The 13,463-nt window shown below is 46.4% G+C and carries 12 protein-coding genes; 2 read left to right on the top strand and 10 right to left on the bottom strand.

Annotated elements, in window-relative coordinates; genetic code table 11:
• Positions 1–22: 22 nt before the first annotated feature.
• Both motX and ACLIIY_RS16990 read right to left on the bottom strand, forming a co-directional pair.
• Positions 23–658 carry a flagellar protein MotX gene (gene motX, locus ACLIIY_RS16995; RefSeq protein WP_005432781.1) on the bottom strand — a complete coding sequence of 212 codons (636 nt, stop codon included), beginning with the start codon at positions 656–658 and terminating at the stop codon, positions 23–25.
• A 241-nt stretch (positions 659–899) separates the two neighbouring features.
• On the bottom strand, positions 900–2,216 hold the full coding sequence (locus tag ACLIIY_RS16990) for an adenylosuccinate synthase (RefSeq protein WP_434527936.1): 1,317 nt from the start codon (positions 2,214–2,216) through the stop codon (positions 900–902).
• Positions 2,217–2,389: 173 nt separating this feature from the next.
• Here ACLIIY_RS16990 and ACLIIY_RS16985 point away from each other — a divergent pair, with 173 nt between their 5' ends.
• The gene (locus ACLIIY_RS16985; protein ID WP_005432777.1) at positions 2,390–2,575 is read left to right on the top strand and encodes a DUF2065 domain-containing protein; all 186 of its coding nucleotides are present in this window, start codon (positions 2,390–2,392) and stop codon (positions 2,573–2,575) included.
• A 113-nt stretch (positions 2,576–2,688) separates the two neighbouring features.
• On the opposite strand, the gene hflC is transcribed toward ACLIIY_RS16985, so the two are convergent.
• The 8 genes from hflC to tsaE all read right to left on the bottom strand — a co-directional run bounded on the left by hflC (position 2,689) and on the right by tsaE (position 11,855).
• Positions 2,689–3,669, bottom strand: coding sequence for a protease modulator HflC (gene hflC, locus ACLIIY_RS16980; RefSeq protein WP_005438334.1), 981 nt, complete (start codon positions 3,667–3,669; stop codon positions 2,689–2,691).
• Between the two features lie 2 nt (positions 3,670–3,671).
• Positions 3,672–4,877 carry an FtsH protease activity modulator HflK gene (gene hflK / locus ACLIIY_RS16975; protein WP_045412746.1) on the bottom strand — a complete coding sequence of 402 codons (1,206 nt, stop codon included), beginning with the start codon at positions 4,875–4,877 and terminating at the stop codon, positions 3,672–3,674.
• Positions 4,878–4,922: 45 nt separating this feature from the next.
• Complete coding sequence (gene hflX / locus ACLIIY_RS16970) at positions 4,923–6,212, bottom strand: ribosome rescue GTPase HflX (RefSeq protein WP_005438331.1); 1,290 nt, start codon at positions 6,210–6,212, stop codon at positions 4,923–4,925.
• A gap of 38 nt (positions 6,213–6,250) precedes the next feature.
• Complete coding sequence (gene hfq / locus ACLIIY_RS16965; RefSeq protein ID WP_005438329.1) at positions 6,251–6,514, bottom strand: RNA chaperone Hfq; 264 nt, start codon at positions 6,512–6,514, stop codon at positions 6,251–6,253.
• Between the two features lie 192 nt (positions 6,515–6,706).
• A complete protein-coding gene (gene miaA / locus ACLIIY_RS16960; RefSeq protein WP_434527935.1) occupies positions 6,707–7,639 on the bottom strand; it encodes a tRNA (adenosine(37)-N6)-dimethylallyltransferase MiaA in 933 nt (310 codons plus the stop codon).
• Positions 7,636–9,654 (bottom strand): DNA mismatch repair endonuclease MutL, encoded by a 2,019-nt coding sequence (mutL, locus tag ACLIIY_RS16955; protein ID WP_434527934.1) that lies wholly within the window; start codon positions 9,652–9,654, stop codon positions 7,636–7,638. Before mutL ends, miaA begins: the two co-directional genes overlap by 4 nt.
• Positions 9,655–9,672: 18 nt before the next feature.
• A complete protein-coding gene (locus ACLIIY_RS16950; RefSeq protein ID WP_434527933.1) occupies positions 9,673–11,397 on the bottom strand; it encodes a LysM peptidoglycan-binding domain-containing protein in 1,725 nt (574 codons plus the stop codon).
• On the bottom strand, positions 11,391–11,855 hold the full coding sequence (tsaE, locus tag ACLIIY_RS16945) for a tRNA (adenosine(37)-N6)-threonylcarbamoyltransferase complex ATPase subunit type 1 TsaE (protein WP_005438321.1): 465 nt from the start codon (positions 11,853–11,855) through the stop codon (positions 11,391–11,393). Before tsaE ends, ACLIIY_RS16950 begins: the two co-directional genes overlap by 7 nt.
• A gap of 284 nt (positions 11,856–12,139) precedes the next feature.
• On the opposite strand from tsaE, the gene queG reads away from it, so the two are divergent.
• A complete protein-coding gene (queG, locus tag ACLIIY_RS16940) occupies positions 12,140–13,267 on the top strand; it encodes a tRNA epoxyqueuosine(34) reductase QueG (RefSeq protein WP_180824429.1) in 1,128 nt (375 codons plus the stop codon).
• Positions 13,268–13,463 lie beyond the last annotated feature (196 nt).

The following is a 13,463-nucleotide window of genomic DNA, read 5'->3' as shown; positions in this document are numbered from 1 at the left end:
TACTGGAGTTTTAAGAGTACACCTACCAGAAGGTGTCGCGGCGCTTAGCGCGCGCAATAATGTTTTGTGGCATACGTTGCTCAAGACCGTTTCTCAGCATCGCAATACGTTTGTGCTTTCTTTGGTCGGCAGTCACCGAGTTATATAACCAACGGTAAGCATCTTCGTAATCTAACGGGCTACCGTAATCACGTAGCAATAGCTCAGCAAGATGAATACGCGCATTCAAGTTACCCATTGCCGCCGCTTCTCGCAGGTATGGGATTGCACGTTCTTTATCTTGTTGGACTAAAGTACCGCGAGAGTAATAGCGACCTAGCTGCTCTAGTGCAGCAGGCAAACCTTGGTGTGCTGCGTTTTCCATGTAATAAAGACCAAGTTCGACATCTTGATCAACACAAACGCCCCACGCCAACATATCACCATAAAGGAATTCATAAGACGGCAAGTTAATGCGCGTCGCACGTGCCACGATATCTTCCACTAGCTGGCAGTTATCAGCGCGCACGCGCTCTAGATGCTTATTCTGCTCAATAAGCTTTATAAGCTCTGCTTCGGTGTAGATGGGGACAGGCGCCCCTACATCGGCAACATTTGCCTTAGCCGATGTCGCACTCAGCATCAATAACAGTGAAGCAGCCACTGTTCGTAACTTCATAAATGTACTCTTTAAGGTATCTAAGAAACCAAAGATCAGCCAAGGATCTCCTCTGCTTGATAACCTTATCGGCAAAGGTCAGTTAAGCTTTAGGCAATTTTTGCCTCCTACTTAAGCTTAACGGCAAATATTTGCCACAGCGAGTCGCATTTTTCAGCAGTTTTTCAATAGTGAACACAACTCACAGATACAAAAAAACCGGCGATAAAAGCCGGTTTTTATAATCTCTAACGAGTATCAATTAAGCTTCGAATGGGTGAACCTTAATGATAGTTTCGTTACGGTCAGGACCTGTTGAGATGATGTCTACTGGCACGCCAGTTAGCTCTTCAATGCGCTTGATGTAATCTAGAGCAGCTTGTGGTAGCTCTTCGATTGATTTCGCACCGAATGTGTTCTCAGACCAACCAGACATTGTTTCGTAGATAGGCGTTGCTTTTTCGAATGCTTCAGCAGCCATCGGAGAAACTTCTAGCGTAGAGCCATCTTCCATCTTGTAACCAGTACAGATTTTTAGCTCTTCTAGACCATCTAGTACGTCTAGTTTAGTTAGACAGAAACCAGATACAGAGTTGATTTGGATTGCACGACGCATAGCAACAGCATCGAACCAACCAGTACGGCGTAGACGACCTGTTGTCGCACCGAACTCGTGACCAACTTCACCTAGGTGTTTACCTACTGGATCTTGCTTGTCTAGACCGTCGTATAGCTCAGTCGGGAATGGACCTGCACCAACGCGAGTACAGTAAGCTTTCGCGATACCAAGGATGTAACCGATGTGACGAGGACCGAAACCAGAACCTGCAGCAACACCACCAGCAGTCGTGTTAGAAGAAGTTACGTACGGGTAAGTACCGTGGTCGATATCAAGTAGAGTACCTTGTGCACCTTCGAACATGATCTTATCGCCGCGCTTACGTGCTGCGTCTAGTTCGTCAGTTACGTCGATAACCATTGAAGTTAGTAGATCTGCGTAGCCTTTAGCTTGCTCAAGTACTTCTTCGTAGCTTACTGGTTCAGCTTTGTAGAAGTTAACTAGTTGGAAGTTATGGTATTCCATTACTTCTTTTAGTTTCTCTGCGAAAGCTTCCATATCGAATAGGTCACCAACGCGTAGACCGCGACGAGCAACTTTATCTTCGTATGCTGGACCGATACCACGGCCAGTTGTACCGATAGCTTTTTTACCGCGAGCGATTTCGCGAGCTTGGTCCATTGCAACGTGGTAAGGAAGAATTAGAGGACATGCTTCAGAAATGAAAAGACGCTCGCGTACTGGAATGCCGCGCTCTTCAAGAGGTTTCATTTCTTTAATTAGAGCTTCAGGCGATAGTACAACACCGTTACCGATAACGCATTTTACGTTATCGCGAAGGATACCTGATGGAATTAAGTGAAGAACGGTTTTTTCACCGTCAATTACAAGTGTGTGACCTGCGTTGTGACCGCCTTGGTAGCGTACCACGTATTTTGCATCTTCAGTTAAAAGGTCTACAATTTTACCTTTACCTTCGTCACCCCATTGGGTGCCTAGAACGACTACGTTATTTCCCATCTTTCCAAGTCTGATTGCTAGTTAAAAATGGATTCTAGCACCGAATCACTCTTCTTGCAGTCATTTTTGTTCACAGAGTTGATACTAGAATGCAAACATCACCGATGTTGTTCATTTCGAAATCACTACATCACTGATAATATTTACCTTTCTTAAATCCACAAGGAATCGCAATGTCTGAGTCAATTTGGCTAGCGATAGGGCTAGTATTGATTGTTGAAGGGATTGGCCCTCTGGTCGCCCCAAATGGCTGGCGCAACATGGTTGCCCAACTGAGCGAGCAACCTGATAACCATCTGCGTCGCATTGGCGGTTGCTTGGTCGTAGCCGGCGCTGTGATCGCTATCATGATGAGTTAATCACTCTATCGTTCCAACTCTGACCTATCAGGCCGTTAGCAATCGGCACAGCAAAAAATAGATACAAAAAAGGCTCCATAACGGAGCCTTTTCAATTTGCTTGAACGCGGAGCTTATTTCGCTTCTGCGCCTTTCGCGTTGTTCATGTATTGGAAGAATTCGCTCTTCGGATCCAGAACAAGGATGTCACTCTTAGAGCTGAACGATTTCTCGTAAGCTTTTAGAGAACGTAAGAAGCTGAAGAACTCAGGATCTTTGTTGTACGCATCTGCGTAGATCTTCGCTGCTTCTGCATCCGCTTCACCTCGTGTTACACGAGCTGTTTTGTCTGCTTCAGCAAGAATCGTTGCTACTTCAAGCTCAGCTTGTGCGCGGATTACTTCTGCTTTCTCACGACCTTGGGAACGGTGTTTACGAGCTACCGACTCACGCTCTGCACGCATACGGCGGTAGATAGATTCACTGATCTCATCTGGTAGGTTGATCTTCTTCATACGGAAGTCAACGATACGAACACCCAAGTCTTTCATTGCGCTGTCGCGCGTGTCTTTCAACACTTCAGACATGATTAGGTCACGTTCGCCATCGATTTCCAATGCTTCACGAGCTGCCTCTGTGCTCACTTCATCACTGCTTGCGTCTTCTGGAAGTACGTCGTTATTACGTGGGCCAGATACGATTTGCTTGATTTCACGAGAACCGATTTCTGCACGTAGAACGTCTGTTACTTTACGCTCAAGAAGCGCTTCAGCAGTCAGCGTGTTACCGCCGCCAGTTGCCAGGTAGTAACGACCGAAATCTTCAATACGCCACTTCACGTAGGTATCGATGATTACGTCTTTTTTCTCAGACGTTACGAAACGGTCAGCACGGCCGTCCATTGTTTGGATACGCGCATCAAGTGTTTTCACGCGGTCAAACAAAGGCATTTTGAAGTGCAGGCCCGGCTCGTAAATACGAGTGATGTCGTTGTTGTCTTTCAAGACACGACCAAATCGAACCACAATACCGCGGTCACCTTCAGGAATCACAAACAGTGACATCAGCATTAATGCCAGTGCGATTACCAGTACAGGGATCATTAACTTACGCATTCTTAGTATCTCCCTTGACGTGTACCAGTTGAACGAGACTGCGAGCTCGAAGTGTCTTCTTGCGTACGCTCAGATTCCAATTGGATATGGTCGTACGTTGAAGTCGATTTCGATTTACGTTTAGTGTCTGTTTGACCATCTTGACCAGCCAACTTATCAATTGGAAGGTAAAGAAGGTTGCCGCTAGATTCAGAGTCAATCAGCACTTTAGATGTGCTTGAGTAAACTTCTTCCATCGCGTCTAGGTACAGACGGTCACGAGTTACACCCGGTGCCGCTTGGTATTCGGGCAGTAGTTTTTCAAACTGAGCTACTTGACCAAGTGCTTCGTTAGTTACACGCTCGTTGTAACCTTGCGCTTCTTTCTTCAAACGCTCTGCACGACCAGTTGCTTTAGGCAAGATTTCGTTCTTGTAAGCTTCTGCTTCACGGATGAAACGCTCTTCATCCTCACGTGCTGCGATTGCGTCATCAAACGCATCTTTAACTTGCTCTGGTGGACGTGCAGACTGGAAGTTGACGTCAACAATCACGATGCCCATATCGTAGCTATCGATGATTTGGTTCAGAGTTTCTTGTGTTGTTTGACGGATTTGCTGACGACCACTTGTTAGGATGCTATCCATCAGTGAGTCACCAATTACCGCACGTAGCGCAGAATCCGTTGCTTGACGCAAGCTGTCGTCCGCATTGGTTACGCGATATAGGTATTTGTATGGGTCAGCAACACGGTATTGAACGTCCATCGCTACCGTTACTACGTTTTCATCTTTAGTCAGCATTAAACCAGATGCACGTAGCGAACGAATCGCTTGCACGTTAACCGCTTCGTATTCGTCGATAAAACGAGGACGCCAGTTCAGACCTGGGTCTACGATACGGTCGTATTTACCTAAACGCAGCACAACACCGCGCTCTGCTTCACCGATGGTGTAAAAGCCAGCGAAGAACCACACCGCAATCGCGATAACTGCAATGACACCAAAGCCAATCGCACTACCACCACCGCCGATAGGTGAACCACCACCGCCGCCTTTTTTACCAAATTTGCCACCCAGCTTTTGACTCAGTTTGCTGAACACTTCATCTAAATCTGGCGGACCTTGATCTCGGCCACCAGGACGCTGGCCACCACGATTATTATTACCCCAAGGGTCATTATCGCGGCCATTGTTGCCGTTGTTATTTCCAGGCTCATTCCACGCCATTAGAAAGCTCCATCATTTGATATGACGTTATACTGTAGCAGTCCTTTAAGTGACTATAAAGTCGACTAAAACTGCCCCTTCTCTTTTTTCAAGTCTAGACCAATCTACCTGTTGCATTCGAATATTGATCAACAAGTTACCTTCCTGGTCATATTCCTCACGTTGAATACACTTCATTTGGAAGAATGTACTACGGAATCGTCCTTGATACTGTGGAGGAATTCGCAACTGATGCTCAACCATTTGCGACGCTAAACGCTCGGTCAGCGCGTCAAACAGAAGATCAATGCCTAATCCGTCCATCGCGGAAACCCAGACCGTACGAGGCACGCCTTCCTCATCACGTTCTATACGTGGTTTCTGCTCTTCTAGATTGTCAATCTTGTTCATTACTACGAGTGTCGGCACTTCATGTGCGTCGATCTCTTCTAAAACTTCATGAACAGCTTGAATATTCTCACGAAAACGCTCGTCACTGGCATCAACAACATGTAACAAAATGTCAGCTTCTTGCGTTTCCTGCAAGGTTGCTTTGAAGGCCGCAACCAAATCGTGAGGCAGGTGTCGGATAAAACCAACGGTATCTGCAAGTATCGCAGGTCCTACGTCTGCTAACTCTATCTTACGTAAAGTTGGGTCAAGAGTAGCAAACAATTGATCTGCCGCGTAAACGCCAGCTTCTGTAATACGGTTGAAGAGTGTCGACTTACCCGCGTTGGTGTAGCCCACGAGAGAAATCGTTGGGATCTCTGCTCTGTTTCGGGCACGGCGTCCTTGTTCACGCTGCTTCGCGACTTTTTCAAGACGACGAAGGATAGCTTTGATTCTGTCACGCAATAAACGACGGTCGGTTTCTAACTGGGTTTCACCTGGCCCACGTAGACCGATGCCGCCTTTCTGCCTTTCAAGGTGCGTCCAACCGCGAATTAAACGAGTAGAAATATGACGAAGTTGGGCTAGCTCTACTTGCAGCTTACCTTCGTGTGTTCGTGCTCGTTGAGCAAAGATATCGAGGATGAGACCGGTGCGGTCGAGGACTCGACATTTGCACAGCGCTTCGAGGTTACGTTCTTGGGCAGGAGAGAGGGAGTGATTAAAAATCACAATTTCAGCACCAGTTAATTGTACCGCAGTAGCAATTTCTTGTGCCTTACCCTCTCCGACATAGTATTTCGGGTGTGGGGATTGACGACTGCCAGTCACAACTTGCAGCGCCTCTACCCCAGCGGAAGAAACCAGCATTTCAAATTCAGCCAGATCTTCCCATTCACCTTCTTGCGTGAAGTTGATATGAACAAGTACGGCTCGCTCACCGGATTCATAACGGTCAAACAAGCAATCAACTCCTTATTTTTGCAATACTAAATGAAGAATTAATCTTCAGATTTCTCTTGTGGGCGATCACCTTGAGGACGATCACCACTGTGGTGGCTCACTGGACGAGCCGGAACAACGGTAGAGATTGCGTGCTTGTACACCATTTGATTTACAGTGTTTTTCAGCAGGATCACGAATTGATCGAAAGATTCGATCTGACCTTGTAGTTTAATACCGTTCACAAGGTAGATAGATACCGGGATACGCTCACGACGTAGCGCATTTAGGAATGGGTCTTGTAGAGATTGCCCCTTAGCCATTTTATTTTCCTTATTTAATTTGTAGTTGTAATTATTTAGCTAGTGGTGCAATGCAAAAGATACTGCTTTTGCATCTGAGCTAAACGAATCAAAATGCACCCTAAGTAATTAGCAGCATAGTATAAAAACCGCCAATAACAGATCCTTTGAGAGTGCGTTCACGCAAAAACGATCACATTATACACAGCTATCTCAATCAGATGCTATTGCTTCTGACATAGTTTCAAGTGCCTGTTCAATGTTATCGCTATCCAACCAAGTTAAATCATTCCAGCTGCGTAACCAGGTGATTTGACGCTTGGCCAATTGACGAGTTGCACAGATGCCACGAAAAACGGCTTCGTCGCGCGTGCAGTCCCCATCTAAGTACTCCCACATCTGTCTGTAGCCCACGCAACGGATAGAAGGAAGATCAGGGTAAAGATCTTTGCGCGCATACAACGCTTTCATTTCTTCTTCAAAACCCGCTTCCATCATCTTATCGAAACGCAGCTCAATTCGACGGTGAAGTTCTGCCCTGTCCTTGGGAGCTATTGCAAACTGTTTGACTCGGTAAGGCAAGCTGTCGCCTTTCGTTTGAGTCAACTCAGTAAGAGTTTCACCTGAAATGCGGAATACTTCCAATGCCCTAGATAAACGTTGAGGATCGTTTGGATGAATTCTCGCAGCTGATACAGGATCAATCTCTTTCAGCTCATCGTGCAACACCGACCAACCTTTAGTCAATGCCTCTTGCTCAATTTGCTGACGAATTTCAGGATTTGCAGCAGGAAGAGGTGATAAGCCTTCAAGTAACGCTTTGTAGTACAGCATTGTTCCGCCGACTAATAACGGAATTTTTCCTTCTGCAACAATGTCATCCATTGCCTGTAGTGCATCACGACGGAAGTCCGCCGCAGAGTATGATTCGCTCGGGTCAAGAATATCGATGAGACGATGCGGCGCTAGACTAAGCTCTCGCTCATCTGGCTTTGCAGTGCCGATATTCATGTCTTTGTAGATCAACGCCGAGTCCACGCTGATGATCTCAACTGGGTATCTCTGGCGAAGTCGAATCGCTAGCTCTGTTTTACCTGATGCTGTTGGCCCCATTAAAAATAGCGCCAAAGGTAGTTTGTCTGTCATGGTCTTAATTTGGCAATCGTGGCAGAGAAATCAACAGCAGACACAAATTTTGTATCTTCTAATGGCAATTGACCATGTCTTAGCTGTTCAAGTTCCGCAATAATTTGAATGGCTTCGGAAAGAGTATAGTGGCTCTTAACGGTGGTGACCTGCAAAGCAAGCCAATCTATCAGCTCAGATAGCAGCTGAACCGTTGCCACCTCTCCTCTCACGCGAGTTTGCGCGTAAGATAACAGATCTGGTATCAAATTTTGTAAGTTTTGTTGACGCAGCGGTGATGGCACGCCCATGACCATCAGCGCTTTGTCATTTCGAGCTTTCAGTTGAATGCCCAACTGCGCAAAATCTTGCTGATAATCGCGTGCAAGCTCCACTAATTCCGGCTCCAACTTAACAGATAATGGAACCAACAGTGGCTGAGCTTTTAACGCTCCGTCACTTGGTGTGAGCTGACCTTTGGTTCGATAGAACTCTGCTCTTGGCAACGCTACCAAAGCTGCACCACTATCGCTGCTCATCAAGACAAACTGCTCGTCCACCACAGCCAGCGCTTTACTTAATGCCGTAACTGGCGGTAAAGCAGCTTCTCCCGATGTGCTAACTGACGCTTTTGGAGCTTCTTTTTGAGGCTCAAAATCTGGCGTTTGAAGCAATTCATGATAAGCGCGCACTTCTTGTTTACTTGGCGCAGGCTCAGCATGACGTTGTTCTCTGTTAGAGCTTGGTTTAGGCGCAGGTTTTGACTCAACCCAATCTGTTCGTCTGAAAGAGTCTGCCGGACGTGCTTCTCGCACAGAAGAATCACTTGGTGCCCTATCGCGAGGTTTCGCTTCATAGTCTGAACGCCCCGGATAAGCTGGAGTGTTATCAATCGCTTGATAGACTTGTTCTGGCACAGGAGAGATCACAGGCTCTGGTGCGCTGACTGGTTCTTGATTTGCCGTGCTCGCCTCAAAAGATTCAACAGGATCGGCATGGTGGAACGCGGATTCGTTGACGTGGGGTTTATCAATCACTGAGCTTTGTGCAAGCGCATCTGCCAAAGCTTGATAGATAAAGTCATGCACTAAACGGGCTTGATGGAAACGCACTTCATGCTTAGCAGGGTGCACGTTAACATCCACTTGGTGCGGGTCGAGCTCAATAAACAAGACATACGCGGCGAACTGATCCGGCTTTAAGCTGGTTTCATAGCTTTGACGAATCGCGTGATTGATCAATTTGTCACGCATCATACGCCCATTCACGTAACAGTATTGTAAATCACTCTGCTGTCTCGCCCCTTCTGGCGTGGTGATCCAGCCATGAAGCTTGAGACCCTGATGCTCCAATTCGATGCGCAGCATATTACGCACAAAAGCATTGCCACATACCGCAGCAATGCGTTTTTCTGTTTGAAGTTGATTTTTTGCCGCGCGGTATTGGCGAATCATTTTGCCGTTGTGGCGAACATTGATAGTGACATCAAAGCGACTTAACGCAATGCGCTTTAGCAGCTCGTCGATGTGAGCAAATTCGGTTTTCTCAGTGCGGAGGAATTTACGGCGTGCGGGCGTATTAAAGAACAGATCTAAGACTTCAACCGAGGTACCAATTGGGTGTGCCGTCGGCTGGAGCTTAACCTTCATGTCACGCCCTTCCGAGTAGGCACTCCACGCTTGTTCTTGCGCTGCCGGGCGAGAAGTCATGGTTAAGCGCGACACAGAGCTAATACTCGCTAACGCCTCACCGCGGAATCCCAAACTCATGATGGCTTCTAGATCGTCCAATGTGTGGATCTTAGAAGTAGCATGGCGACTCAACGCCAGACCTAACTCATCTTTCACAATCCCTTTGCCGTTATCGCGCACGCGAATCAGCTTGGCGCCACCTTTCTCGATATCAATATCAATACGAGTCGCGCCAGAGTCGAGACTGTTCTCTACCAGTTCTTTCACGACAGAGGCGGGTCTTTCAACCACTTCCCCTGCCGCGATTTGGTTTGCCAGTCGAGCTGGCAAAATCTTGATGGTCATGATGAGTTATCAGCTCACTTATTTGTTTGGAATGATCAGCACCTGCCCAACCGCTAGTTCATCAGAACGTAAGTTGTTCGCCTTACGAATACTTGACACGCTAACGCCATACTTCGATGCAATCTTACCTAGGTATTCACCGCGAGCAACCTTGTGCTTGCGGATTGGTTTGTCTTTCACTGCGACAGTGATCTTCAACTTCTGGCCAACCCAAAGCGTATCTGATTTCAGATTGTTCTCACGGCGAATATCCGCAATTTTCACTTTGTAGTGACTGGCAATCTTGCCAAGGAACTCTCCGGATTTAACCGTGTGTGTGATCGTCTCAGTTTCAACGGTATTTGGCTTGCTCGGAATAGAAACCGACGCCGCACCAGAACCAGGAATTTTCAGTTTTTGACCAACCGCCAAACCACTCGATTTAAGCTTGTTCGCGCTCATGATTGCTTTGGTCGACGTACCGTATTTCTGAGCAATAACTGACAACGACTCACCACGTTTCACAGTATGAATCGATGGCTTGGCAGAAGACGAGAACACTGTGCCTTCTGGCGGGTTATCTTTCAGATATTGTACAACCGCTTTGGTGATAGCTCGTGCTAACTTGTCTTGGTGAGATCGTTGGAACAATAACTTCTCTTCCGTTGGGTTCGAGATAAAACCTGTTTCAACTAGAACTGAAGGAATTTGCGGAGAACGCAGAACCGCCAAGCTGGTATTGATTGGCTTCGAGTTATGCAAGCGAGCAACTTTACCCATCTCGCCAAGAATGTTGGTTGCTAGCTTGTAGCCTTCTTTCTGCGAATGGCTGAACTGAAGATCTAACAATGTTTGGTTCACGTTACGATCATTAGTGTTGCTAACAAACGCCGTACCCGACCCGCCAAGCAACTCAGATTGTCTCTCGTGGTTTTCAACCCAACGTGAAATTTCTGTGTTTGCACGACGCGTGTTCAATACGAATACCGAACCACCACGAGGTTTTGGAGAGGTGAACGCATCAGCGTGAATCGAAATCAGCAGGTGGGCATTGTTCTCACGCGCAATCGCCACACGACGGTTGAGGTTAACAAAGTAGTCGCCAGTACGAGTCATACGAGTTTTGATACCGGGAACCGCATCTAACTGAGCCGAGAGCTTACGAGAAATGCTCAGCACCGCATCCTTTTCATATTTACGACGCGATGGGCCGATTGAACCAGGATCTTCACCACCATGACCAGGGTCGATGACAATAAGAATTTCTTGTGCGCGCTTCACCGAGCTCATGTCTTTACTTGGTGTTGCTGGGGTACTTGGTTTTGATGTACTGGTTGCTACTGTCGATGTCTTCGCGCCATGTGGTAAGTCAATAACCAAACGGTGGCCATATTGCCCAGTTGGCTTTAGCGTAAAGAGTTCAGCTTTAACGTTCTTCTTGAGCTCAAATACCAAACGGTATGTACCTTTGCTCGGAGGAGAACTCTTGCGAACCCGCTTTAGAACCGGGCTGTCAGTTACTGTGACAGGCAATTTGGCTTGCATCGTGGTGTTTTTAATATCCACGACTAAGCGGTCTGGTCCAGACAAAGAAAAATATGAATAATCTGCTTCCGAGCTCAAATCGATGACGACACGCGTCTCATCTGGTGAAGGCCAAACTCGGAAACTTTTTACGACGTTAGCAAATGCTAAATTGGGGATGATAAGGAGAAAAGTGGCGACAAACGCCGCCACTACTCTAAATTTAGGAAGACTCAACATAGCTCCAATCGACTGAGTAACTGCACACCATATTCATTGTTCGCCGTTAGTTCGGCTACACGCTGCTCGCCTTGGTAACGAATGTCCACATCAAGATCTGGTTGTGGCAGCATTCCTTGCCCTTTCTCTGGCCATTCCACCAAACAAATCGCATCATCCGTGAAGTAGTCTCGAATCCCCATGAATTCCAACTCTTCCGGATCCGCTAATCGGTAAAGATCAAAATGGTAAACTTGCCACTTATCTAGCTGATAAGGTTCAACCAAAGTATAGGTCGGGCTTTTTACATTTCCTTGATGGCCAAGAGCACGGACAAAACCACGACTGAAGGTTGTTTTACCCGCACCCAGATCACCGTGCAGATAAATGGTGGTTTGTTGAGAACAAAGCTGAGCCAATGCGGTACCTAGTGCCACCGTTTCATGCTCATCTTTAAGATTAAATTGTTTCGTGCTCATTGATGTTTCTCTAACTAATGATCGTTGACTATATAAAAATCAAAAGAACAGGAATAGTAAACTGTGTTGGTTTTGAGAGACAAGCTCTCAAATGTCATATATGCGAAAAAATGACCAAAAAAGACAAATCCTAATTACCTGATTCTATTGAATGCATAAGGAAAATTGCTCATGCCCACGTCAACTTTTGCTGACTTTGTTTCAAAATACTTATCTAGACTTTCTGGTAGCACCAATTCATAAGATCCGGTAAGATCCGCCCCCCTTTATCTCGGTGATAAAACATGAACTTCGAACAACTCGCTCAACAGATCAAAATTTGGGGTAAAGAGCTCGGCTTTCAAAAAGTCGGTATCTGCGATGTTGATCTTAGTGAACATGAAGCGGCTCTGCAAAAATGGCTTGATGCTGGCTATCACGGTTCAATGGATTGGATGGCTCGTCACGGCATGATGAGAGCCAGACCCAATGAACTTCTACCGGGAACCGTACGTGTCATCAGCGTGCGCATGGACTATCTGCCACCTGAAGCTAAGTTCGCTTCCAATTTGGCAAACAAAAACCATGCTTACATCAGTCGCTATGCGCTTGGTCGTGATTATCACAAGTTGGTGAGAAAGCAGCTAAATAAACTTGGCAAACTTATTGAGCAAGAAGTCGGACAATATGGCTATCGCCCCTTTGTCGACTCAGCCCCTATCCTTGAACGCCCACTCGCTCAAAAAGCTGGGTTAGGCTGGACAGGCAAGCACTCACTCATTTTAGATAAAGACTGTGGTTCATGGTTCTTCCTTGGCGAATTGCTTATCGACTTGCCATTACCCGTGGATGAACCAAGCGTCGATCAATGTGACAAGTGTAAAGCATGTATCACATCCTGTCCGACGCAAGCTATCATTGACGATAAAATCGTAGATGCACGACGCTGTATCTCTTATCTCACGATCGAATTTGATGGTGTTATCCCTGAAGAGTTCCGCAAACCGATGGGGAACCGTATCTACGGATGCGACGATTGTCAGTTAGTTTGTCCATGGAACCGATACGCGGAAGTCACAATTCAAGAAGACTTTCACCGCCGTGATAGTTTTGAAGACCCAGATCTCGTTACTATGTTCAATTGGGATGAGGCAACGTTCCTTAAACAAATGGAAGGGTCTGCGATCCGCCGAATTGGCCACTTACAATGGTTGCGTAATATTTCTGTCGCACTTGGTAATGCAGAATACAGCCAAAAGGCCATTGACGCTTTAGAGAGCCGTCGTGGTGAAAGTGAATTACTAGATGAACATATCAATTGGGCTCTAGAGCAGCAATTCAGCCAATTTCCTACCAACGAATCAGACTCTATCGAGACGAAGAAGAAACGCTTAATCAGAATCGTCGAAAAAGGCCTTCCAAGAGACGCCTAACGCGTAGCTCATATGCAAGAGATTGAAAACACTTTTTACATGTTCAATTCATGACCTTGTTCTCAATTCTGAAATGTGGAAAAAAAGTCAAGACTCGAAAGATTTCAGGGAAGAGAAAAAAGTTAAACACAACCTGAAGAAATGATTAGGATCAAAAAAATACAAATTAATGATCCTGATTTAACGCACCCGATCC

It is taken from the genome of Vibrio sp. K4, from assembly GCF_051122595.1.
In the GTDB taxonomy this organism is placed as follows: Bacteria; Pseudomonadota; Gammaproteobacteria; order Enterobacterales; family Vibrionaceae; genus Vibrio; species Vibrio owensii.
Note: the sequence above shows the minus strand (reverse complement) of the source record. Positions and strands in the feature narration are given on the sequence as shown.